The organism is Mesorhizobium sp. PUT5, assembly GCF_052216645.1.
Classification (GTDB): Bacteria; Pseudomonadota; Alphaproteobacteria; order Rhizobiales; family Rhizobiaceae; genus Mesorhizobium.
In genome coordinates, this window is record NZ_JBQOSO010000003.1 from 2,620,118 (window position 1) to 2,639,475 (window position 19,358).

A 19,358-nucleotide genomic window follows, 5' to 3' on the forward strand; every position below is an offset into this window, starting at 1 on the left:
CGATCGCGATGAATTCCGCAGGCGCGCACCCGTGACGGGGCGAGCGCCTGCGTTCAGGAAAACGGCGAGGGTCTTCCCTTGCCGGCTCTGTATGAGCAACAAGCTGGTCCGGTTTTTCCGGGCCTAGGTTCAAAAAGGTCCGCTGGGTCCAGATGGCATCAGGCGCAATCTTGGAAAGGTCCGCGTCAAACCGCGCCCCCGTGGCAGCGGGCGGTACCGCCTTTACGCCGAGCCATCCCGCAGCGGCCATCCAATTGTCCGGCATCCGTCAGAATTGGCTTTCACGGCAGCGGGCCTTGCCTCGCGGGCCGCAGCCGACGGCCGCCGGCGGGAAACGAAGTAATGCCCAACAAGATGCTAATCGACGCCTCCCACCCGGAGGAAACACGCGTAGTCGTCGTTCGCGGTAACCGTATCGAAGAATTCGATTTCGAATCTCAGGACAAGAAGCAGCTCAAAGGAAACATCTACCTCGCCCGCGTAACCCGCGTCGAACCTTCCCTTCAGGCGGCCTTCGTCGAATATGGCGGAAATCGCCACGGCTTCCTCGCCTTCAGCGAAATCCATCCCGACTATTATCAGATCCCGGTCGCCGACCGTCAGGCGCTGCTGCGCGCCGAGGCGGAAGAGCACGAGGACGACGATGACGAGAATGGCGACGAACACGACGACCGCAACCGCGGACGGCGCGGACGCCGTCGCGGCCGCAACCGCGAGCGCGGAGAGCACAAGCGCGACACCGGCGAATCGGAAACCGCCGACGAGCAGGTCGAGGCCGCCGACAACGGCGAGGCAGCCGGCGTAGAGCAGGCGGAAGCGGCGGACACCGTCGGCGAGGAAACCGTCGCGGCGGAGGCGCCCGGCGACGAGCCTAAGACGGTGGAAGCGCCCGGCGAACAGCCCGCGGCAGCTGAAGCCGCCAGCGACGCCGGAACCGGGACGGCACCGGAAGCCGAGGGCTCCGAAGACGCCGTCGTCGAGGCCGAGACCAATGGCTCGATGGCCGCCTCAGCCGACGCCCATGTGGTCTCGGAGGAGGTTTCGGCCGAGGCCATGACTTCCGGCGAGGGCGACAACGGCCTCTACAACGGCATGGTCGAGGAGGTGCATCAGCCCCACCACGACGATCACGAGATCGAATCGGTCGGAGCGGAGGACGCGCTGGAAGAGGTGCGCAACCGCCGCAAGCCGCCGCGCCGCCAGTACAAGATCCAGGAGGTCATCAAGCGCCGCCAGATTCTCCTGGTGCAGGTGGTCAAGGAAGAGCGTGGCAACAAGGGCGCCGCGCTCACCACCTATCTGTCGCTCGCCGGCCGCTATTCCGTGCTGATGCCGAACACGGCGCGCGGCGGCGGCATCTCGCGCAAGATCACCAACGCACAGGATCGCAAGCGGCTGAAGGAAGTGGTGGCCGATCTCGACGTGCCGCAGGGCATGGGCGTCATCCTGCGCACGGCCGGCGAAAGCCGCACCAAGGCCGAGATCAAGCGAGACTACGAATATCTGATGCGGCTGTGGGAGAACGTGCGCAACCTCACGCTCCAGTCCAGCGCCCCTGCCCTCGTCTACGAGGAAGGCTCACTCATCAAGCGTTCCGTCCGAGACCTCTACAACAAGGACATCGACGAGATTCTCGTCTCCGGCGAGGAGGGCTATCGCGAGGCCAAGGACTTCATGCGCATGCTGATGCCCAGCCATGCCAAGGTGGTGCAGCCCTATCGCGACACTTCGCCGATATTTGCCCGTAACGGCATCGAGGCGCAGCTCGACAAGATGCTGCAGCCGCAGGTGACGCTGAAGAGCGGCGGCTACATCATCATCAACCAGACGGAAGCGCTGGTCGCCATCGACGTCAACTCCGGCCGCTCCACCAAGGAGCACTCGATCGAGGACACCGCCCTCCAGACCAATCTGGAAGCGGCCGAGGAAGTGGCGCGGCAATTGCGGCTGCGAGACCTTGCCGGCCTCATCGTCATCGACTTCATCGACATGGAGGAGAACCGCAACAACCGCGCCGTCGAGAAAAAGCTGAAGGATTGCCTCCGCAACGACCGCGCGCGCATCCAGGTCGGCCGCATCTCGCATTTCGGCCTGATGGAGATGAGCCGCCAGCGCATCCGCGCGAGCGTGCTGGAATCGACCATGAAGCCCTGCCCGCATTGCGGCGGCACCGGCCATGTGCGCTCCGATTCGTCGGTGGCGCTGCTGGTGGTGCGCGCGATCGAGGACTTCCTGCTGAAGGATTCGCGCAGCCACATCATCGTGCGGACGCCGATCGCCACCGCGCTCTACATGCTCAACCACAAGCGCAGCACGCTGACGGAACTGGAACGCCGCTTCGGCCTGACCATCACCATCGAAGCCGACGATTCGATCGGCTCGCAGCACTACGCCATCTCTCGCGGCGCGCTGGCCGAGAAGCCGGAAGGCTTTGTCCCGATCCAGCCGCAGCCGGTCTATATCGAGCCGGAAGAGCCGGAGGAGGAAATCGTCGCCGAGGAGGACGAGGAAGAAGCAGCGGAAGCGGCACCTTCCCAGCCCCAGCAGCAGGCTCCTTCCGGCGAGAACGGTGACAGCCAGCGCAAACGCAAGCGGCGCCGGCGCCGCCGCGGCGGCCGCGATCGTGACCAGGACCACGGGCAGGATGCCGAAGCCGCCAACGGCGATGGCGAGACCGTATCGGAAGGGCCCGAAGGGTTCGCCGAGGATGCCGAGGAACTGGAGCCAGAAGCCGCCGCCGAGGCCGCGGCCGAAGCAGAGCCGGCCGGCGAAGCCGTCGAGGATGGCGGCCCGGCCAAGAAGCGGCGGCGCGGCAAGCGCGGCGGCAAGCGCAACCGTCACGAGGAAACGGACGAGGCGGCACTCGCCGATGGCGCCGAGGCCGAGGAAGGGAGCGAGCCCGTCCAGCCGGAGATGACGGCCGAGGCCGCCACCGCCGGGGAGGCCGCGGCAGCGGCCGAGATCGAGACGGAAACGCTGGTCGAGGCGCCCGTCCCGGCCGATGACGACGTCCCGGCGGCGGCCGAAAAGCCGAAGAAGCCGCGCCGCGCCACCCGCGCGAAAAAGACCGCCGAGGTGCCGGTGGAGGCGACCGAAACCGCTGCCGAGCCGGCAGCGGCCACTGCCGAGGAGGCAGCGCCCAGGGAAGAAGAGCCGGCCGCGAAAGAGGAGCCGGAGGCGGTTGCCGCCGCCGAGAAGCCCAAGGCCCGCGCCTCGCGCCGCAAAGCGGCAGCGGCCGCTCCGGTCGAGCCGGTGGTGGTTTCCTCGACCGGCGATGCCGAGCCTGGGGCCGGACAGCCGACCGGGGAAAAGCCCAAGCGGGTCGGTTGGTGGCAGCGCAAGGGATTTTTCTGAGTCGGGAATATCGGGGCCCTAGGATCGCATGGCGATCTGGCGGGAAACCAGTAAAAGAACGGCGGCGGAGCAAGGCTTCGCCGCCGTTCGTCATTCTGTCGCGATCACTTCACTGATGCCGGATGTGGCGTTCCGCCGAGACTTCGCCCTCGCTGAAGGCCTGGACGAAAGGCATGAGCTGCCACACGGCGGAAAGGCCGACGATCACATAGGCCACGCGGGCCACATGGCCGCCAGCGCCGCCAAACAAGGCGCCCAGCACGTCGAAGTTCGCAATCCCCATCACCAGCCAGTTCAGGCCGCCGATGATGACGAGAATCAAGGTGATAAGGTTCATGGCGCGCATTGGTGCCTCCATGAGTTCGATGTTGCCTGACCAGAAACGCAAGGCGGAACCGCTCGGTTCCGTACCAATCGCGGCTTTGTGAACGGCTGCAACGTTCGGTGACGGCCTATCCGATCCAGCGTTCGATCCTGGCCAGCGCCTCGACCATCTCGTCATGGCTGCCGGCATAGGAAAAGCGCATGGTGCGGTGCCCTTGCAGCGGATCGAAATCTCGACCGGGCGTGGCCGCGACATGCGCCTCGGCCAGCATGCGGCGCGCAAATTCCATGCTGTCGTTGGTGTGGCGCGTGACATCGCAGAATGCGTAGAAAGCGCCGTCCATCGGGGCGGCGAGCGCAAAGCCCAACTCTGGCAGCCGGCTCATCAGGAGCATGCGGTTTTCGGCGTAACGCTGCTTCACCACTTCCAGTTCGGGCGTGGCACCGAAGGCTTCGATGGCCGCCGCCTGCGAAAGTTCCGGCGCGGAGATGTAGAGGCTCTGAGCGATGCGCTCGACCGGCCGCACGGCTTTTTCCGGCAGCACCATCCAGCCGACGCGCCAGCCCGTCATGCAGTAATATTTCGAGAAGGAATTGATGACCGTCACGTTCGGGTCGAGCGAAAGCGCGGTGATGTCGGGCGCATCATAGGCCAGCCGGTGGTAGATCTCGTCGGAGATCACAGCGATGCCGAGGCCTTCGGCGGTCTCCAGAAGCCTCTTCAATTCGTCCGGCGGGACCACCGCGCCGGTCGGATTGGCCGGGCTGGCGAACAGCACGCCCTTCAGCGGCTTCTCGCGATGGGCCGCCTCCAGATGCCCGGCATGCAGCCATGCCTCGCCTTCCAGTTCGATCTCGACGACCTCGATACCGAGCGCCTTCATGATGTTGCGGTAGGCCGGATAGCCGGGCGCGGCGATCGCCACCCTGTCCCCGGCATCGAACATGGCCAGGAACGCCAGGTTGAAGGCCGCGGAAGAGCCGGTGGTGACGGCGATGCGCCGTGCCGGCACATGCACGCCGTAATGATCGGCGTAGTGCGCCGCGATCGCCTTGCGCAATGCCGGAAGGCCGAGCGTGTCGGTATAGCCGATGCGGCCGGCCTGCAGCGCCCGCTCCGCCGCCTCGCGCACGGCCAGCGGCGCGGGATCGGAAGGCTGCCCCACCGCCATGGAGATCACGTCGTGCCCCTGCGCTATCAGCCGGTTGGCCTCGGCCAGGACATCCATGGCGTGGAAAGGCTCGACTGCGCCGCGCCGCGAAAGCGATATGACCATTTCGACCTCACTCGTACCCGGCCGTTCGTGCCGGCGCCGCACAAATGCCCGATTGATGTGAGGATCACAAGGCGAGGAAGATTCCCGTTCCGGCTTTTCATCCCCGGCCACGTCGTCTACCAGTGAGCGCATCATGTCGAGCCTGCCAAGACCCGCATATGTGATCGCAAGGGCAGTCCGCGCCCTGGCCACTCTTTCGCTCGGCGCCGCGATGGCGGTTTCCGCCTCCTTCAGCGCCTTCGCGCAGGGCGTGCCGGTGGTCCGCGATGCCGAGATCGAGGCGCTGGTGCGCGACTATGCACGACCGATCTTCAAGGCCGCCGGCCTTTCCAACGCCGGCATCCAGATCATCCTGGTGAACGACCCGACCTTCAACGCCTTCGTCGCCGGTCGCCGCCTGTTCATAAACACCGGCGCCCTTTTGCAGGCCGAGACGCCAAACGAGATCATCGGCGTCATCGCGCACGAATGCGGCCATCTGGCCGGCGGACACCAGCAAAGGTTGCGCGACCAGCTCGAACGGGCCAAGACCATGGCCATCGTGGCCGGCCTGCTCGGCGCAGGAGCCCTCGCCGCGGGCGCGGCCAGCAACAATCGCGGCCTTGCCGGCGCCGGCATGGGGCTGGCCACCGGCGGCAGCGAACTGGCCCGCCGCTCTCTGCTCACCTACCAGCGCGGCGAGGAGACCACTGCCGACCGCTCGGCCATCACCTATCTCAACGCCACCGGTCAATCCGGCAAGGGCATGCTGAAGACCTTCGAGCGCTTTCAGAGCGCGCTTTCGCTTTCGGGCGCGCAGATCGACCCCTACCGCATCAGCCATCCCATGCCGCAGGACCGCATCGCCAGCCTGCAGACGCTGGTCGAAAAGAGCCCGTATTTCGGCAAGACCGATCCTGCCGCCCTTCAGCAACGCCACGACATGATGCGGGTCAAGATCTCGGCCTTCACGCAAGGCCAGGCGGCCACTTCGCGCCTGCTGCGCAAGAGCCCCGACCCGCTCGCCGTGCAATATGGCGACGCGATCTCCACCTACCTGAACGGCGACCCGCGCTCGGCGCTGACCAAGACCGATGCGCTCCTCAAGAAACAGCCGAAGAACCCCTATTTCCAGGAGTTGCGCGGCGATATCCTGATGAAGGCCAACAAGCCCGCCGACGCCGCCAGCGCCTACGCCAAGGCCGTCAGCCTGGACCCGGTCAAATCCGGCCTGCTGCCCGTCTCCTACGGCCAGGCGCTGATGGCCGTCGGCACGCCCGACGCCCTCAAGAAGGCGGTGGGGCAGATCTCATCCGGGCTGGAGCGGGATCGCGAGAACGCGGCCGGCTATCGCTACCTTGCCCAGGCTTACGGCGAACTGGGCGAAATCTCCAAGGCGGACCTGGCCACTGCGGAGGGCTATTACTACGGCGGCGCCTACCAGGACGCCAAGATTTTCGCGCTGCGCGCGCAACGGGGTCTCAAGCAGGGCGAGCCCGGCTGGGTGCGGGCCCAGGACATCATAAATTACAGGCAAACGGGCAAGACCAAGTGAACGCCCCCGCCTGCGGGGCGGCACCGACTGAAGGATCAAAAAGATGAGAAAAACGCTACTTCCGGGCACCACAGCCTCTGTGGCCGCCCTTGCGATGCTGGCGTTCGGGTTCACTGCGGGGAGCCCCGGCACGGCAAGCGCCGGGAGCGCCACGGCGTCGGTGCAGGTTTCGCCCGACGGCACGATCGACAGAACCCAGATCGAGGCCATCGTGCGCGACTACCTGCTGAAGAACCCCGAGATCATGCTTGAAGTGCAGGACGCGCTGGAGGCCAAGCAAAGGGAAGAACAGCGCCTCGCCTCGCTCGGCGTCATCACCCAGAACAAGGACGAGATATTCAACTCCCCGTTTGACGGGGTCGTCGGAAATCCCCAGGGCAAGGTCACGATCGTCGAGTTCTACGACTACAATTGCGGCTTCTGCAAACGTGCGATGGAGGACATGCAGGCGCTGACCAAGGAGAATCCCGACCTGCGCTTCGTGCTCAAGGAATTTCCTATCCTCGGCCCCGATTCGCACAAGGCCAGCATCGTGTCGCAGGCCTTCCACAAGCTGATGCCGGAAAAATACGGCGAATTCCACACCGCGCTTCTGGGCAGCGAAGGCCGCGCCACCGAAGCGGCGGCGATCAAGGTGGCGCTGTCGCTCGGCGCCGACGAGAAGAAGCTGCGGGAGGCCATGAAGGACCCCGCGATCAACGAGGAATTCTCCCGGACTTACGAACTTGCCACCAAGCTGGCGATCACCGGCACCCCCTCCTACGTGATCGGCAACGAGGTGGTGTTCGGCGCACTCGGCAAGGACGTGTTGGCCGAAAAGATCGAGGCGGCGGCCAAGCCTTCGCTTTGACGGCCCGGTTCGCCTGTTGCGAGCCGCTGTGGACAGCGCGAGAAGGCACTTGTGCTCTTTTCGCAGCGGCCTATGCCCTTTATAGAGGCCTCTTGATGGAGGTTTGCGCGCCGGCAGGCGCCGGAAAAGGTCTACTTTGAAAACGATTTTCGTTCTGAACGGTCCCAATCTCAACATGCTCGGCCGGCGCGAGCCATCGATCTATGGGACGCAGACGCTGGACGACATCGCCGCCGACTGCCGGAAGGCCGCAACCGAACTGGGGCTTTCGATCGACTTCCGCCAGTCCAACCACGAGGGTGATCTCGTCACCTGGATCCAGGAAGCAACCGAAAAGGCGGCCGGCATCGTGCTCAATGCAGGCGCCTACACCCATACGTCCATCGCCATCCACGACGCGATACGCGCGGCCCAGCCCGTGCCGGTGGTGGAAGTGCATCTTTCGAACATTCACGCGCGGGAACCGTTCCGCCACGTATCCAAGGTCGCGCCGCACGCACTGGGCATGATCTGCGGCTTCGGCCCGCTCGGATACGTGCTGGCGCTGCGGGCACTCGCCGCCCGCCTCTGACCGGGCGGAAAAAGGAAAGGCCGATCATGACCTCAAGGAAAACCGACGTCAACCAGCAGCTCATCCGCGATCTGGCAGGCATATTGAACGACACCAACCTGACCGAGATCGAGGTCGAGCTGGGCGATCTCAAGCTGCGCGTCTCGCGCCATGCGGCAGCCGTCCACGCCGTGGCGGCCCCACCCATGGCCTTCGCCCCGCCGCCGGCCCAAGGCGCGGCGCCGGCATCCGCCCCGGCAACTCCGGCTGCGGACGCGTCGAAGAACGCCGTGCCCTCGCCGATGGTCGGAACCGCCTATCTGGCGCCCGCGCCCGATGCCCGGCCCTTCATCGAGGTGGGGCAGAAGGTCACGCAAGGCCAGACGCTGCTGATCATCGAGGCGATGAAGACGATGAACCAGATACCCTCGCCGCGCGCCGGAACCGTCACCGCCATCCTGGTGGAGGATGCCCAGCCGGTTGAGTACGGCATGCCGCTGATCGTGGTCGAATAGGCCGGGAAGGGGCGGATGTTCCAGAAAATCCTCATCGCCAACCGCGGCGAAATCGCCCTTCGGGTGCTGCGCGCCTGCAAGGAACTCGGCATCCAGACCGTGGTGGTGCATTCTACCGCCGATGCCGACGCCATGCATGTGCGCCTCGCCGACGAGAGCGTGTGCATCGGTCCTCCGCCCTCGCGCGACAGCTACCTCAACATCCACCAGATCGTCGCCGCCTGCGAAATCACCGGTGCGGATGCCGTGCATCCCGGCTACGGCTTCCTGGCCGAGAACGCCAAGTTCGCCGATATACTGGCTGCCCACAACATCACCTTCATCGGCCCTTCGGGCGACCACATCCGCGTCATGGGCGACAAGATCGAGGCCAAGCGCACCGCCAGGCGCCTTGGCATTCCGGTCGTGCCCGGCTCCGAAGGCGCGGTGTCGGACGAACGCGAAGCCAAGCGCATCGCGGCCGATATCGGCTATCCGGTCATCATCAAGGCATCCGCCGGCGGCGGTGGCCGCGGCATGAAGGTGGCACGCAGCGAAGCCGAACTGGAGATGGCGCTGAACACCGCCCGCTCCGAAGCCGGCGCGGCCTTCGGCGACGATGCCGTCTACATCGAGAAATATCTGGAGAAGCCTCGCCACATCGAACTACAGGTGTTCGGCGACGGCGCCGGCGCCGGCGTATATTTCGGCGAGCGGGACTGCTCCCTGCAACGCCGCCACCAGAAGGTGTGGGAAGAAGGCCTCTCCCCGGCCCTCAACGAATCCCAGCGCGCCCGTATCGGCAATATCTGCGCCAAGGCGGTAGCTGATCTCGGCTATTCGGGTGCCGGCACCATCGAATTCCTCTACGAGGACGGCGAGTTCTATTTCATCGAGATGAACACCCGCCTCCAGGTGGAGCACCCGGTAACGGAGGCCATCACCGGCATCGACCTCGTGCACGAGCAGATTCGCGTCGCCTCGGGCGGAGGCCTGTCGGTGCGGCAGGAGGACATCCGCTTCCAGGGCCACGCCATAGAATGCCGCATCAACGCTGAAGACCCCCGCAACTTCACCCCCTCGCCCGGCACCATCACCCATTTCCACACGCCGGGCGGCCTGGGCATCCGCGTCGATTCGGGCGTCTATTCCGGCTACCGTATCCCGCCCTACTACGACAGCCTGATCGGCAAGCTGATCGTGCATGGCCGCAACCGGGTGGAATGCATGATGCGCCTGCGCCGAGCGCTTGACGAATTCGTGGTGGACGGCATCCAGACCACTCTGCCGCTGTTCCGCGATCTGGTCGGCAATCCCGACATCGCGAACGGCGACTATGACATCCACTGGCTGGAAAAATATCTGGCTGCGTCCGAGCAGGGCTGATCACAGGGGCGTCATGGCTCGTCCCTTCGCTCCCGGTTTCCGCATCCCGACCGACCTCCTGCTGAAGGCCTATGCGTCGGGTGTCTTTCCCATGGCCGAAAGCGCGTCCGACCCGGAGGTGTTCTGGGTGAGGCCGGAAACCCGGGGCATCATTCCGCTGGGCTCCTTCCATGTCCCGAAAAGCCTGAGGAAGACGATCCGAAAGGGGCTGTTCGAGATCCGTTTCGATTTCGATTTCGAAGCGACCATCGAGGCCTGCGCCGAAAGCAGGGAGGACCGCCGCTCGACCTGGATCAACGGGCCGATCCGCGAAGCTTATGTGCAATTGCACGGCATGGGCCATTGCCACTCGGTCGAAGCGTGGCGCGACGGCCGTCTGGTCGGCGGGCTCTACGGCGTGTCGATGGGGCGCGTGTTCTTCGGCGAAAGCATGTTCTCCAGAGAAACCGACGCCTCCAAGGTTTGTCTGGTCAGCCTCGTGGAGCGCCTGAAGGCGCGCGGCTTCAGCCTTCTCGACACGCAATTCACAACCGAGCACCTGAAGCGCTTCGGCGCAGTGGACGTGCCGCGCGCGCGCTATGAGAAGATGCTGGCGGAAGCTCTGCAGGGGCAGGCGGTCTTCGCGCCATAGCGCAACGCATAGCCGCCAAAGTTAATGCGAGAGATCAGTCGGTTCCAGCGCTTCCCGCTTCGGCCGCGCCCGGCGCCGGCACATCCGACTTCTGCTTGCAGGCCTTCAGCCACACATCATAGACCGCGTGCTCGACGGCATTGAGGCCTGGGCTTTCGGCGAACATCCAGCCGGTGAAGATGCGGCGAATCTTCCTGTCCAGCGTGATCTCGTCCACCTCGACGAAGGAATCCGTCTTCGGCTCCTCCGCGCCGGGCCGCGAGTAGCAGACGCGCGGCGTGACCTGCAGCGCGCCGAACTGCACCGTCTCGTTGATGTAGACGTCGAAAGTGATGATGCGACCGGTGATCTTGTCGACCCCGGTGAATTCGGCAACGGGGTTATTGACGCGCGGCGCGTCCGTGGCCGCCGCGGCGAACGCGCTGGTCGAGGCCGCCGCCAGCATCGCCGCCAAGGAAATTCGACCCCAAAAGCTCATGCAAAAACATGCCCACAATGATTCGCCGCCGCCAAGGCTATCCCTGACGGCCATCCGCACAAGCAGCTAAACGTCAATTGTGGCGACAAAACACCCGGCTGCCGGTATCAGGACCCTGGCGTCCAGGCATCATAGTCGCCGGTCACCTGCGGACGATGCCGGTTGCCCAGCAGGGAGCCCTTGGGGCGATAGGCGGCCGGCGAGCCGGTCAGGTTGGGCTGGTGCGGCTTCTGCCATTCGCGCGGCTTGTAGGTCTCGGCCGAAGGCGGCGTGTCCACGCGATAGTGCATCCAGCCATGCCAGCCAGGCGGGATGGCGGAGGCCTCCGACTGGCCATTGTAGATCACCCAGCGCCGGGTCAGCCCGTCGGAGTTGACGCCGCCCTCGTAATAGATGTTGCCGAACTCGTCGCGCCCGACTTCCTTGCCATGGCGCCAGGTATGCCAGCGGGTGTTCAGCGTCTGGCCGTTCCACCAGGTGAAAAACTGCAGAAGGAAGGCTTTCATGCTGGTCCTCGCGGGCGTGCTCCGTCGCCCTGCTTATGGCGCCACCTTGGCCGGAAGGCAAGGCTTTTGCCCCTGCCCGCCGCTCCTTATTGCACTGCAACATCTTGTCAAGCGAGGCCGATGCTTCTAGGTCGTTGTGACGAATTGGAACGGTTCGACCGATGCGCCGGGCCGGCTGACTGCCGACGGCGCATTCCTGGCCGGGGAGGAAGACCATGGCGGAGCATCCAGCCGAAGTGCAGATCACGCCCGAGGCCATTCGCGGCCGCAAGGGCGGCGCGCCGATCGTGTGCCTGACCGCCTACACTTATCCAATCGCACGGCTGCTCGACCCGCATGCGGACCTGCTGCTGGTCGGAGACAGCGTGGCCATGGTGCTGCACGGCCATGCCACCACGCTGGGCGCCACCATGGAGATGATGATCATGCATGGTCAGGCCGTCATGCGCGGTTGCCGGCGTGCCTGCGTGGTGGTGGACATGCCGGCCGGCAGCTACGAACACTCCGCCGGGCAGGCGCTCGCCTCCGCGCGCCGCATCATGGACGAAACCGGCTGCCACGCGGTGAAGCTGGAGGGCGGCACCGACATGGCGGACCGGATCGCCGCGATCGTCTATGCCGGCATTCCGGTCATGGGCCATATCGGCCTCCAGCCGCAATCCGTCGAGAAGGAAGGCGGCTACAAGATCAAGGGCCGCACGCAGGAAGACTCGAAACGGCTGCTGGCCGATGCGCAGGCGGTTGAAAAGGCCGGCGCGTTTTCCGTGGTGATCGAAGGCACGGTCGAGCCGGTGGCGGCCGACATCACCCGCCGGCTTTCCATTCCCACCATCGGCATAGGCGCAAGCGCGCAATGCGACGGGCAGATCTTGGTGATCGACGATGCGGTCGGCCTCACGGTCGACCGGGTGCCCAAATTCGTCAGGGAGTATGCCGATCTGCGCAGCGCCGTTGCCGATGCCGCCCAGCGCTATGCCGCCGATGTCCGCGCCCGCCGCTTTCCCGGTCCGGAGCATGTCTTCCAGCCAAAAGGCAAGTCCGCGCCATGACACGCCCGCAGACAGTGGAAACGATTGCCGACCTGCGCGCCACGGTGGCAGCGTGGCGCCAGGAGGGATTGCGCGTTGGCCTGGTGCCGACGATGGGCGCGCTGCATGCCGGCCACATCTCGCTGACGAAGCTTGCCCTGCAGCGCGCCGACCGCTGCATCGTGTCCATCTTCGTCAATCCCACGCAATTCGCTCCGACGGAAGATCTCGACAAATATCCGCGGCAACTCGCCGCCGATCTCGACAGCCTCGCACATGCAGGCGTCCATGTGGCGTTCACGCCGTCGGCCGCCGAAATGTACCCGGAAGGGTTCGCCACCAGAATTTCGGTCGGTGGCCCGTCAGCAGGCCTGGAGACGGATTTCCGGCCGCACTTCTTCGAGGGCGTCGCAACCGTCGTCGCCAAGCTGCTGCTTCAGGCCGCGCCGGACTGTGCGGTTTTCGGCGAGAAGGACTACCAGCAGCTCTGCGTGGTCAGGCAACTGTGCCGCGACCTCGATATCCCCGTCGAGATCATCGGCGCTCCCACGGTGAGAGACGAGCAAGGGCTCGCAATGTCCTCGCGCAACGCCTATCTCTCGCCGGCCGAAATCGGCATCGCCCGCCAGTTGAACAAGGTGCTTCGGCGGGCAGCCGAAGCGCTCCGCTCAGGCGCCCAGGCAGCGGATACGCTTGCAACGGCACGGCAGGGAATACTGGATGCCGGCTTCGACGCGGTGGATTATGTCGAAGCGCGGGAAAGCCTGACACTTACGCCCTGGAAGCGCGACCGCGCCGGCCGCATACTTGCCGCCGCGCGCCTCGGCAATACGCGCCTGATCGACAATCTGGAAATATGAACCGGCATCGCTGCCGAGACTTCACCGGCAGCATGATTGCGGCAACGAGCGGCGCGACGATCAGCAAAACCGCTTCTCCAGCGTGACGATGGTCGCATCGACCCATTGGGTGGCGGCGCGCCGGCCACGCTCCGTAAATCCCTTGCCTCGATAGAAATTCAGGGCCCGGCTGTTTCGGGCCTCGACCTCCAGCCGCATGAGCCGGCTCTCCGGGAATGAAGCCTCCAATTCCCCGAGAAGCAGGCTGCCCACGCCGGTGCCCTGCCTGCCCGGCCGCACGTCGAGTTCTTCGACCTCCACGGCATCCGGATCGCCTTCAGGGATAGCGGCATAGGCCATCCCGACCAGTTCGGCGCCGGTATCGGCGACCACGAATTCCGACCGCGGCCGGCGCAGCAACTGCCTGAGCCAGACTATCGAGTGCCAGCGTTCGGAAATGGCGCGAACGCCATCATGGCCGTAGATGCCGTCATAGGTCGCGTGCCATGTCTCCACCAGCAAGGCACGGACCGCCTCGAGGTCACGCTCGCCGGCGGTGCGCACGAACATCCTATTCCAGGCCCAGCTTGGCCTTCACCAGGTCATTGACGGCCTGCGGGTTCGCCTTGCCACCCGTGGCCTTCATCACCTGCCCAACGAACCAGCCGGCAAGCGTCGGCTTGGCCCTGGCCTGCTCCACCTTGTCGGGATTGGCGGCGATCACGTCGTCAACCGCCTTCTCGATGGCGCCGGTGTCGGTCACCTGCTTCATGCCGCGCTTTTCCACGACCTCGCGCGGGTCGCCGCCCTCGTTCCAGACGATCTCGAACAGGTCCTTGGCGATCTTGCCGGAAATGGTGCCTTCCTTGATGAGGTCGATGACCGCGCCCAATTGCTCCGGCGAAACCGGCGCGTCGTCGATGTCGCGCCCGGCCTTGTTCAAGGCACCCAAAAGATCGTTGATCACCCAGTTGGCCGCCGCCTTGCCGTCGCGGCCGGCCGCGACCTTCTCGAAATAGTCGGCAATGGCCTTTTCCGAGACGAGGATCGACGCGTCGTAAGCCGACAGGCCGAGTGCGTCGACCAGACGGTTCTTCTTGTCGTCCGGCAGTTCCGGCAGGTCGGCCGCCAGCGCGTCGACATAGGCCTGGTCGAATTCGAGCGGCAGCAGGTCGGGATCGGGGAAATAGCGGTAGTCGTGCGCCTCTTCCTTGGAGCGCATGGAGCGCGTCTCGCCCTTGTTGGGGTCGAACAGACGCGTTTCCTGATCGATCGAGCCGCCGTCCTCCAGGATAGCGATCTGGCGGCGCGCCTCATATTCGATGGCCTGGCCGACAAAGCGGATCGAGTTGACGTTCTTGATCTCGCAGCGCGTGCCGAATTCGCCGCCCGGCTTGCGCACCGATACGTTCACGTCGGCGCGCATGGAGCCTTCGTCCATATTGCCGTCGCAGGTGCCGAGATAGCGCACGATCGTGCGCAGCTTGGTCAGATATGCCTTGGCCTCGTCGGAAGACCGCATGTCGGGCTTGGACACGATCTCCATCAGCGCCACGCCCGAGCGGTTTAGATCGACATAGGACATGGTCGGGTGCTGGTCGTGCATGGACTTGCCGGCGTCCTGCTCCAGATGCAGGCGCTCGACGCCGACGTCGATATCCTCGAATTTGCCTTCCCGGTCCGGGCCGACCGAAACCGTGACGGTGCCCTCGCCCACGATCGGCTGCTTGAACTGGGAGATCTGGTAGCCCTGCGGCAGATCGGGATAAAAGTAGTTCTTGCGGTCGAAGACCGACTTCAGGTTGATCTGCGCGTTCAGTCCCAGGCCTGTGCGGACGGCCTGCTTCACGCATTCCTCGTTGATGACGGGCAGCATGCCGGGCATGGCCGCGTCCACCAGCGACACGTTGGCGTTGGGCGCGGCGCCGAAGGCGGTGGAAGCGCCCGAGAACAGCTTGGCGTTGGAGGTGACCTGCGCGTGCACTTCCATGCCGATGACGACTTCCCAGTCGCCGGTGGCGCCGGGAATCAGACGTTTGGGGTCGGGCGTGCGGGTGTCGATGATGGTCATGAGCGCCTACGAAATCGCTGTTGGGAGGATTGCGCGAACGCAATCTCGATATGCGACTTCGCTAGTGCAAAGCGCCATGCGAGGCAAGGGCCAGGCTGCATCGGCAGCCCTCCCCCATCGCCGGTTTGCGGGCGCATTCGCCCACCGACAACGCCCAGGCGGCCTACGCCGTCGCAATATAGGCCTTGATCTCCTCCGCCTCGCGCTCGGCCGTCTCGATACGTCGCTTGACCACGTCGCCGATGGAGACGATGCCGTCGAGCAGCCCGTCCTTTTCCACCGGCAGATGGCGGAAGCGACCCGTGGTCATGATCTCCATGATCTCGTTGACCGTGTGGTTCTCGTTGCAGATCTTGACTTTCGGCGTCATGGCGGCGCGAACGGTGATGTCGAGCGCAGCCACGCCCTCCTTGGCGATCACCCGTACGACGTCGCGCTCCGAGAGGATGCCGACGATCTTACGGTCGCCGTTGGTGATGACCAGCGCGCCGATCTTGCGCTCGGCGAGTATGCGGATGGCTTCCGCAAGCTTCTCGTTCGGCCCGAGCGTGACGACGTCATGCCCCTTCGCCGCAAGAATTGCCTTGACCGTCATGGCGACCTCCTCTGCATTCCTGCCGGAGCCTGCCTTCCCCGGCGCTCACATTTCCTTGAACATGGTGCGCCGAGCTTGGTTGCATTTCAAGTGCCGGGAAGGGCTGCGCCGCGCCGCGGCCTGTCGAAAAGGCGCAGGCCGAGGAAACCCGCCAGGAAACCGCCGATATGCGCCTCCCAGGCGATCTGGTCCTCCACCCCCGGCGCGAAGCCGGCCAGGCCGGTGACCAGGTTGATGATCATCCACACGCCGAGGAAGGCAACCACCGCACGCGAGCGGAACACCTGCGAAAACGGCAGCGGGGCCCCCGCGAAGGCCGGCCGGCCGCTGCTGCGGTCGATCTGGAAGCCGAAACGCGCGGCAGCCCCCATCATCCCCGAGATCGAACCCGACGCGCCGATAAGGGGCACCGGCAGGAGCGGATGGATGGCCCAGAAGAAGAAGGCCGCCGCCAGGCCCGTCACAAGGTAGAACAGCGAGAACCGCAGCGCCCCGAAGCGGTTCGCCAGCGGCGAGCCGAAAGCGGCCAGCCACACCATGTTGACGGCCAGATGGGCCACACCGCCATGCAGGAAGGTATAGGTGAACGGGCTGGTGAAGGTCCACACATCCATTTCGAAATGGCCCGAATAGCGGACCGGGATGAACGCCGTGCGGACCAGGAAGGCGAAATCCTCGTCCGGCGTGAGCCAGTAGACCCGCAGCAGATGCACCCCGATGCACAGCGCGATGATCGCCAGCACGACCGGCGGCATGTTGAACACCGGTTCGCGAGGCGCACGGGGCTCGGGCGCACCCCTGTCGCCGGCCTCCGATTTCGCCGGTTCGCTGCCTGCCGGTCTGTTCATGTCCGCTCCGGGTCCGATTTGCCGATTTTCGGCATGTAAGGCAGGCGCAGGCGATTCACAAATGACGAATCGCGGCTCGAATCAAAAGAAAGCCGTCCAGGATTTCTCCTGGACGGCCGGTCGAGCCCCCCTGGCTCCCCCAAGAACTTTTGGCCTGAGCGCCGTGGCGCCGCAGCGAAAACTGGAGTGAAATCAATCAACCATGGCGAAAGGCAAAAAGCAACGTAAACCCTTCGTTAACCTTAATGGCCCCCACCCGTTAACAATTCCTATCCAGGCTGGCACGCAACCTGCTGGGCACCGCATGTAGGTCACCGAAAGGCGTCCTTCTGTTCACCGATGGCACATCAGAGACGGCGGAACGCGCGGAGCGGGTCATAGATGAAACTCGAAGGATCGATCGCACTGTTCCAATATTGGAACCGGCTGCGCCACGGGCGCCCTGCCCCCCGGCGCACGGAAGTCGAGCCCGCCAATATCAAGAGCCTGCTCGCCGACACCTTCATCCTGGAAAAAGACACCCGTGGCGAGGCCGTCTTCCGGCTCGCCGGCACCCGGCTGTGCGCCGTCTACGGCCGCGAGCTGAAGGGTTTTTCCTTCCCCTCGCTTTGGCGCGTCCGCGACCAGAGGCTGATCGCCCGGCTGATTCACGGCGTGTTCCAGCAGAAGTCGGTGGTGCTGATCGCCTATGAGGGTTTCAGCGGCACCGGGCGGTCCAGCAGGTTCGAACTGCTGGCTTTGCCGCTGGACGGCGGCGCGCAGCATCCGCGCTGCCTCGGCGCGATCTCCGCGGTTGAGAGGCCGTTCTGGCATGGCGCCGACCCGATCGTCGACGCGCTCGTCGATTCCATCCGCGTCATAGATCCGGACGCCGAGCCCATGTTCCTGAAAACCCGCCCCGAAATCGCGGTTCCTTCTCTCGCGCCGGCCGAACTGGGTGCGCCCGAAACCATTTCCGAATTCGGCCGCGCCCGGCGGGTGCGCCATCTTGTCGTGTTCGAGGGCGGACGCGACGAGTAAACGGCCAAGGCGCCGCTTTCCCGATTTATTAACCTTTCCTGCCGTAGTTTCCGAAAGAAATTCCGAGCATGCGCGCGGAAATGCCAACGGGGTGCAGGCAATGAGGCTAGCGGCGTTCGATCACGCGCCGTCCAATGTTGAAAGGCGCAGCTTTCAACGGGTACGGGTCAAGATCTACGGCCGCTTCATGCTGGAGGACCGGACGGAGCACCCGTGCCAGGTTATCGACATGTCACCCGGCAACGTGGCGTTGCGCACCGACCGTGTCGGCGAGCCGGGCGAGAAGGTCATTGCCTATATAGACCATATCGGCCGCATCGAAGGGGTGGTGACGCGCACCCTGCAGGACGGCTTCGCCATGACCGTCATCGCCTCGGAGCGCAAGAAGGACAAGCTGGCCGCGCAGCTCACCTGGCTGGCCAACAAGCACGAACTGGATCTGCCGGAAGACCGCCGCCACGAGCGCGTGGCGCCGCGCAACCCCTTGAGCGTGCTGCAACTGGCCGACGGGCGCCAATACCAGTGCCGCATCGTCGACCTGTCGCTGTCGGGCGCCGCCGTGGAGATCGACGTCAAGCCGGCCATCGGCGTGCAGGTGGTGCTGGGCACCATGCGCGGCCAGGTCGTGCGCCATTTCGAGGACGGCGTCGCCATCGAATTCGCCGTGGTCCAGCGTCCCGAAACGCTCGATTCCGAGTTCAATCAGTCCAATCCCTGATCCTGCCTGGCGGCACGGGATTCGCACTGCGCGGTCGTTTCCCACGGCCGGTCGGCCGCCGCCCGTCTGCGGCCCGCCTCGCAGGCCGATCGTTACAATTTTAGGCAAATTCTATTCTTATTTTATATTTGTTCTGTTCAACATTTGCGAAAAGTAACTCGGGGTTTTATTTAATCTCTGCATCGCACCTTTGCGTCAAATAAAGCCGAGCCTGTCATTGTCTCTTCAAACGGGGAGACAAGAACATGTTCAAGACTTGGGGCAAGCTGCTGATTGTGGCCGCCGCGATGCAATTCGGCAGTTGGGGCGCCGCACAGGCCGCAGGCAGCTTCATGCAGATCGGCGGACGAACCACGCAGCCGGTCGGTCACTACGAGTTCTGCCAGCGTTTGCCGCAGGAATGCCGGCAGACGACACCGAAACGGGCGCCGACCGAGATGACGCGCAATCTGTGGGCGCAGATCGTCGAGGTCAACAACAGCATCAACACCAAGGTGCAGCCACGCACCGACATGGAAATCTATGGTGTCGAGGAATATTGGGCCTATCCCGACAGCGGTTATGGCGATTGCGAAGACTACGTGCTGGAAAAGCGCCGGCAACTCATGCGGGCAGGCATGCCGGCCGGCGACCTGCTCATCACGGTCGTGCGGCAGCCGAACGGCGACGGGCACGCCGTGCTCACCGTGCGCACCAGCATGGGCGAGTTCATCCTCGACAATCTGGAGCCGCGCGTCCAGGCTTGGGCCGACACGCCCTACACCTATCTCAAGCGCCAATCGCAGACGAATTCCGGGGTCTGGGTGACGATCAACAACGGCAACGCCGACGCGGTCGCCAGCGTCCGGTAGCGCA

Annotated in this window: 20 protein-coding genes; 12 read left to right on the forward strand and 8 right to left on the reverse strand. The window is 64.8% G+C overall.

What is annotated here, in order from left to right; genetic code table 11:
- Window positions 1–342: 342 nt before the first annotated feature.
- Window positions 343–3,354 (forward strand): Rne/Rng family ribonuclease, encoded by a 3,012-nt coding sequence (locus ACTDI4_RS14300; RefSeq protein ID WP_442841777.1) that lies wholly within the window; start codon window positions 343–345, stop codon window positions 3,352–3,354.
- A gap of 109 nt (window positions 3,355–3,463) precedes the next feature.
- Here the strand turns inward: ACTDI4_RS14300 and ACTDI4_RS14305 are convergent, their stop codons facing one another.
- The gene (locus tag ACTDI4_RS14305) at window positions 3,464–3,700 is read right to left on the reverse strand and encodes a DUF378 domain-containing protein (RefSeq protein ID WP_442841778.1); all 237 of its coding nucleotides are present in this window, start codon (window positions 3,698–3,700) and stop codon (window positions 3,464–3,466) included.
- Window positions 3,701–3,806: 106 nt separating this feature from the next.
- Complete coding sequence (locus tag ACTDI4_RS14310; RefSeq protein WP_442841779.1) at window positions 3,807–4,955, reverse strand: pyridoxal phosphate-dependent aminotransferase; 1,149 nt, start codon at window positions 4,953–4,955, stop codon at window positions 3,807–3,809.
- 133 nt (window positions 4,956–5,088) lie between these two features.
- Between ACTDI4_RS14310 and ACTDI4_RS14315 the strand changes: the two genes are divergently transcribed.
- The 6 genes from ACTDI4_RS14315 (at window position 5,089) to aat (ending at window position 10,400) form a co-directional block, all read left to right on the forward strand.
- Window positions 5,089–6,489, forward strand: coding sequence for a M48 family metalloprotease (locus ACTDI4_RS14315; protein ID WP_442841780.1), 1,401 nt, complete (start codon window positions 5,089–5,091; stop codon window positions 6,487–6,489).
- A gap of 43 nt (window positions 6,490–6,532) precedes the next feature.
- Window positions 6,533–7,339: a DsbA family protein gene (locus ACTDI4_RS14320; protein ID WP_442841781.1), complete on the forward strand. Its 807-nt coding sequence runs from the start codon at window positions 6,533–6,535 to the stop codon at window positions 7,337–7,339.
- A gap of 136 nt (window positions 7,340–7,475) precedes the next feature.
- Entirely contained in the window at window positions 7,476–7,910 is a 435-nt protein-coding gene (gene aroQ, locus ACTDI4_RS14325; RefSeq protein WP_442841782.1) for a type II 3-dehydroquinate dehydratase, read from the forward strand.
- A 26-nt stretch (window positions 7,911–7,936) separates the two neighbouring features.
- Window positions 7,937–8,404 (forward strand): acetyl-CoA carboxylase biotin carboxyl carrier protein, encoded by a 468-nt coding sequence (gene accB, locus ACTDI4_RS14330; RefSeq protein ID WP_442841783.1) that lies wholly within the window; start codon window positions 7,937–7,939, stop codon window positions 8,402–8,404.
- Between the two features lie 15 nt (window positions 8,405–8,419).
- Window positions 8,420–9,769, forward strand: coding sequence for an acetyl-CoA carboxylase biotin carboxylase subunit (gene accC, locus ACTDI4_RS14335; protein WP_442841784.1), 1,350 nt, complete (start codon window positions 8,420–8,422; stop codon window positions 9,767–9,769).
- Window positions 9,770–9,782: 13 nt separating this feature from the next.
- Window positions 9,783–10,400, forward strand: coding sequence for a leucyl/phenylalanyl-tRNA--protein transferase (aat, locus tag ACTDI4_RS14340; RefSeq protein ID WP_442841785.1), 618 nt, complete (start codon window positions 9,783–9,785; stop codon window positions 10,398–10,400).
- Window positions 10,401–10,434: 34 nt separating this feature from the next.
- On the opposite strand, the gene ACTDI4_RS14345 is transcribed toward aat, so the two are convergent.
- Window positions 10,435–10,878 (reverse strand): DUF2155 domain-containing protein, encoded by a 444-nt coding sequence (locus tag ACTDI4_RS14345; RefSeq protein ID WP_442841786.1) that lies wholly within the window; start codon window positions 10,876–10,878, stop codon window positions 10,435–10,437.
- Window positions 10,879–10,985: 107 nt separating this feature from the next.
- A complete protein-coding gene (locus ACTDI4_RS14350; protein ID WP_442841787.1) occupies window positions 10,986–11,384 on the reverse strand; it encodes an NADH:ubiquinone oxidoreductase subunit NDUFA12 in 399 nt (132 codons plus the stop codon).
- A gap of 215 nt (window positions 11,385–11,599) precedes the next feature.
- Between ACTDI4_RS14350 and panB the strand changes: the two genes are divergently transcribed.
- Together panB and panC are read left to right on the forward strand one after the other, a co-directional pair.
- On the forward strand, window positions 11,600–12,433 hold the full coding sequence (gene panB / locus ACTDI4_RS14355; protein ID WP_442841788.1) for a 3-methyl-2-oxobutanoate hydroxymethyltransferase: 834 nt from the start codon (window positions 11,600–11,602) through the stop codon (window positions 12,431–12,433).
- Complete coding sequence (panC, locus tag ACTDI4_RS14360) at window positions 12,430–13,272, forward strand: pantoate--beta-alanine ligase (protein WP_442841789.1); 843 nt, start codon at window positions 12,430–12,432, stop codon at window positions 13,270–13,272. The genes panB and panC overlap by 4 nt, the downstream gene beginning before the upstream one ends.
- A 60-nt stretch (window positions 13,273–13,332) precedes the next feature.
- On the opposite strand, the gene ACTDI4_RS14365 is transcribed toward panC, so the two are convergent.
- The 4 genes from ACTDI4_RS14365 to ACTDI4_RS14380 all read right to left on the reverse strand — a co-directional run bounded on the left by ACTDI4_RS14365 (window position 13,333) and on the right by ACTDI4_RS14380 (window position 16,765).
- Window positions 13,333–13,821 carry a GNAT family N-acetyltransferase gene (locus ACTDI4_RS14365; RefSeq protein ID WP_442841790.1) on the reverse strand — a complete coding sequence of 163 codons (489 nt, stop codon included), beginning with the start codon at window positions 13,819–13,821 and terminating at the stop codon, window positions 13,333–13,335.
- Between the two features lies 1 nt (window position 13,822).
- Window positions 13,823–15,322 carry an Asp-tRNA(Asn)/Glu-tRNA(Gln) amidotransferase subunit GatB gene (gatB, locus tag ACTDI4_RS14370; protein WP_442841791.1) on the reverse strand — a complete coding sequence of 500 codons (1,500 nt, stop codon included), beginning with the start codon at window positions 15,320–15,322 and terminating at the stop codon, window positions 13,823–13,825.
- Window positions 15,323–15,485: 163 nt separating this feature from the next.
- On the reverse strand, window positions 15,486–15,917 hold the full coding sequence (locus ACTDI4_RS14375) for a CBS domain-containing protein (protein WP_442841792.1): 432 nt from the start codon (window positions 15,915–15,917) through the stop codon (window positions 15,486–15,488).
- 86 nt (window positions 15,918–16,003) lie between these two features.
- Entirely contained in the window at window positions 16,004–16,765 is a 762-nt protein-coding gene (locus tag ACTDI4_RS14380) for a rhomboid family intramembrane serine protease (RefSeq protein WP_442841793.1), read from the reverse strand.
- 381 nt (window positions 16,766–17,146) lie between these two features.
- Between ACTDI4_RS14380 and ACTDI4_RS14385 the strand changes: the two genes are divergently transcribed.
- From ACTDI4_RS14385 to ACTDI4_RS14395, 3 genes are all read left to right on the forward strand, one after another.
- Window positions 17,147–17,785, forward strand: coding sequence for a PAS domain-containing protein (locus ACTDI4_RS14385; RefSeq protein WP_442841794.1), 639 nt, complete (start codon window positions 17,147–17,149; stop codon window positions 17,783–17,785).
- Window positions 17,786–17,885: 100 nt separating this feature from the next.
- Window positions 17,886–18,503, forward strand: a complete 618-nt coding sequence (locus ACTDI4_RS14390; protein WP_442841795.1) for a PilZ domain-containing protein — start codon at window positions 17,886–17,888, stop codon at window positions 18,501–18,503.
- A 245-nt stretch (window positions 18,504–18,748) separates the two neighbouring features.
- The gene (locus ACTDI4_RS14395) at window positions 18,749–19,354 is read left to right on the forward strand and encodes a transglutaminase-like cysteine peptidase (protein ID WP_442841796.1); all 606 of its coding nucleotides are present in this window, start codon (window positions 18,749–18,751) and stop codon (window positions 19,352–19,354) included.
- The last annotated feature ends 4 nt before the right edge of the window (window positions 19,355–19,358 follow it).